This window comes from Tateyamaria pelophila, from assembly GCF_019966495.1.
In the GTDB taxonomy this organism is placed as follows: Bacteria; Pseudomonadota; Alphaproteobacteria; order Rhodobacterales; family Rhodobacteraceae; genus Tateyamaria; species Tateyamaria pelophila.
The window spans coordinates 1-3,537 of sequence record NZ_JAIMIA010000237.1 but is presented as its reverse complement, the minus strand read 5'-3'; the positions used below and the strand labels follow the sequence as shown (position 1 = coordinate 3,537).

3 protein-coding genes are annotated in these 3,537 nt (G+C 53.2%); 2 read left to right on the top strand and 1 reads right to left on the bottom strand.

Annotated elements, in window-relative coordinates; translation table 11 throughout:
• Window positions 1-733 precede the first annotated feature (733 nt).
• Together LC354_RS27000 and arsB are read left to right on the top strand one after the other, a co-directional pair.
• On the top strand, window positions 734-1,669 hold the full coding sequence (locus tag LC354_RS27000) for a DMT family transporter (protein WP_223429031.1): 936 nt from the start codon (window positions 734-736) through the stop codon (window positions 1,667-1,669).
• A 305-nt stretch (window positions 1,670-1,974) separates the two neighbouring features.
• Entirely contained in the window at window positions 1,975-2,985 is a 1,011-nt protein-coding gene (arsB, locus tag LC354_RS26995; RefSeq protein WP_223429030.1) for an ACR3 family arsenite efflux transporter, read from the top strand.
• A 205-nt stretch (window positions 2,986-3,190) separates the two neighbouring features.
• Here the strand turns inward: arsB and LC354_RS26990 are convergent, their stop codons facing one another.
• Window positions 3,191-3,532 carry a zinc ribbon domain-containing protein YjdM gene (locus LC354_RS26990; RefSeq protein ID WP_223429032.1) on the bottom strand — a complete coding sequence of 114 codons (342 nt, stop codon included), beginning with the start codon at window positions 3,530-3,532 and terminating at the stop codon, window positions 3,191-3,193.
• Window positions 3,533-3,537 lie beyond the last annotated feature (5 nt).

The following is a 3,537-nucleotide window of genomic DNA, read 5'->3' as shown; positions in this document are numbered from 1 at the left end:
CAAGATGTCCACTACCGATGGTGGACATCTAGCAGGCACTCCATCATCCCGTCAGAGCGGCGACACCGGACGGATACTGTATATGAGAATGTTTATTCAATCGATGTAGCGCCATGGGAGGCGGATTTTTCACGTAAGGCGCAATACTGGCCGCACCGGGCCATAGGACCACCTCCAAAGTGCAGGATGCAGCAGCGCATACACGTCGAAACGAGAAGGCGGGAAGCGAATACCGATCTATGATTGTGCACAAATCATGTGACGGCCATCTATCCGAGCAATTCTTGCGCGAACTTGGAAGGTCAAATACCTCGTATCAGGCTCTTCCTTTGGCTAGCTAATAAGTCGCCTGCGACGAACGGAAAGTTTGTCCTGCACCTCTGGCCCCTCGTCTTCCGGTTCGGCGTTGATTTCGGGTGCAGCCGCAGCGAAAGTCCCCAATGATAAGCCACGCCGCAGCATACAACATCACTGTTGGACCTCGGCAATGAGCCGTTCTTGACGCCCTGACTGTCACTGATCAGGTCGATGCTGCCGTGCATCCGAGGCTCTTCAGAGCCCAAAGTACTTGTTGCCGCGCGGGTCCGAAATGGCCAGGGAATTAGTCTTTTTACGCACACACAAACTCGGGTCAGCGCAAAATTTGCCAAATCGAGCATCGATACCGAAGCATAAAAGGCGCGCCAAAATTTAAGCCTAGGCATAGGTTGCCAAAGAATGGATACCAAGGAACATGAAGACCTTTGCCTCAAGCCTACTTGGCATTAACACATATTGGGACAATCAAACGCCTGCGATGCGAGGGATTGTGCTAATGTGCCTGTCCACTGTGGCGTTTGCCATCATGCATGCATTGGTGCGCTTCGTCTCTGATGTTCTTCCACCCTTCCAAATCGCGTTCTTCCGAAACGTCTTCGGACTTGCATTTCTGCTTCCGCTTTTGATGCGTTCTCGCTTTGCTGTGCTGAAGACGCAAAGGATCGGATTGCATGCGCTGCGCGGAGTGATCAACATCGGCGCGATGCTGATGTTTTTTACGGCGCTTTCAATATCGCCAATTGCAAAGGTCACCGCGCTAAGTTTCTCAGCGCCAATCTTTCTCGCCATTCTATCAGTCCTGGTGTTAGGGGAACGCTTCCGCATTTATCGGTGGCTGGCGATATTTTTCGGGTTCGTGGGCATGGTTATCATCCTCAGACCAGGTTTGGTCGCCATCGACACTGGCGCGCTGCTTGTTACAGGTGCGGCGGCGCTTTGGGCCGTGGCAATGGTCTTGATAAAAATCCTGTCCCGCACAGATTCGAGCCTGACGATTGTTGCATACATGGGCATCTTCCTTGGAGTTTTCTCTATCATTCCAGCTCTCTGGGTTTGGCAACCCTTCGGCCCGCAAACGCTTGGTTGGATGGTGCTGATCGGGCTCTTCGGTTCAATCGCCCAGATGTCGCTTAGCCAATCATTGAAGGAAACAGACCCAACGGCACTCATGCCTTTCGATTTTCTCAAGTTGATTTGGACAGCCATTATAGGCGCATGGTTTTTCGCTGAGATTCCAGATATTTATACTTTGATCGGAGCGGCGGTGATTTTCTTGTCCGGCCTGTTCATCGCATACCGCGAACGCCAGACCAAGCGCAGCTTACATGCCGATATAGAGCCGTTGGCGTAATGATGGTCCGTTTAAAGTGTCCGATGCCTCCATTCCATCACCATTGAATTGTAGATGAAAACACTTGTCGATCCTTCGCTCATTCTGCTTCTCACCTTGCTCGCGACTTAACGAAACCTGACATTTGTTTTGGCGGGACGAAAGCCAGCTTTGATTCCGCACACTGAGAGTTCAGTTATGTGTGTGTTTTGCAGATGTAGTGAACGTCAGATTAGGTGGCTGCATCGCAGCATACAACACTCCCGGCGAACGACAGCTCGGGGCCGGGAGTGGGTCAAAGCTCCAGAAACTGATAAGGTTGCCGAATGAACATTTTTGAAAAATACCTCTCGCTATGGATCGCATTGGCGATGGGGGCTGGGATCCTTTTGGGTAATGTCGCCCCTGGATTGGTCAATGCAGTCGCGGCGGCAGAAGTCGCCAGCGTCAATCTGGTTGTCGCTGTGCTGATCTGGGCAATGGTCTATCCGATGATGGTCGGCGTTGATCCCAGATCGCTGAAAGACGTGGCAAAACAACCGCGCGGATTGATGATCACCCTTGTCGTGAACTGGCTGATCAAACCCTTTACGATGGCGGCATTGGCCGTGCTGTTTTTCCAGTATGTTTTTGCGCCATGGATTCCCCCCGAAGACGCGATGCAATACATCGCCGGGTTGATCCTGCTTGGAGCAGCGCCCTGCACGGCAATGGTATTTGTCTGGTCCCAGCTGACGCGCGGGGATGAGACCTATACCCTTTTGCAGGTATCGGTGAATGATCTGATTATGGTCATCGCTTTTGCGCCCATTGTGGCCTTTTTGCTGGGCGTCACCGATATCACTGTTCCTTGGTCGACACTGGTTCTGTCGGTATTGCTATTTATCGCCTTGCCACTTGCCGCAGGGTTGGTGACACGTCAGCGCCTTGGGTCAGAGGCGGCAATCAAGACGTTTCAGGCACGGGTAAAACCCTATTCAGTTGTGGGTTTGATTGTTACCGTCATGATCCTTTTTGGGCTTCAAGGCCAGGTGATCGTGTCCAAGCCGTTCATCATCGTCCTGATCGCGGTGCCGATCATCCTGCAAAGCTATGGTATATTTTCAATTGCCTATGCAGCAGCATTCGCATTGAGGGTGCCGCACCGCATTGCCGCACCTTGCGCCTTGATCGGGACCTCGAACTTTTTCGAGCTGGCCGTTGCTGTCGCGATCAGCCTGTTTGGGCTGAACTCGGGTGCTGCCCTCGCAACCGTCGTAGGGGTTCTGGTCGAGGTGCCTGTTATGTTGACGCTGGTGGCATTTGCCAATCGCACACGGGCTCGGTTTGCACCTTGATATGGCAGCGCGACAAGACGCGTCCCTCTCGCGTGCCGCCGTTGCAGATGGCAACAAGACTGAAAGTGATTACCAAGACCGAGCAGGAAACCCCGCACAATGCCACGCGCTGGAGCCGAGCGCTGATAGCCGACGCAATGGGCATCTCGCCGTCGAGCGTCGGTCGGTTAGACGCGCTAATGTTGGGGTTAAGCCCTGGCAGCTCTCATCGGGGTATCTTCTTCACAAATTCGGACTTCAGCCCCATCTGGCCTATTCCCGGAATTTTGCAGTCAATATCGTGATCCCCATCCACCAGCCGAATGCTGCGAACCTTGGTCCCGACTTTAACGACAGAAGAGGATCCCTTGACCTTCAGATCCTTGATCACGGTTACTGCATCACCGTCCTGAAGCACATTTCCGACGCTGTCTCGCACCTCTTGCACCGCGTCCAATGGCACCTCCGGTGCCCATTCATGGCCACATTCAGGGCAAGTGAAGGACCACCGGCTGACGCCGGAGGCATCATTTGTCGGAATGTAATTCCAGGTACTGCTTGATGACATCGTCT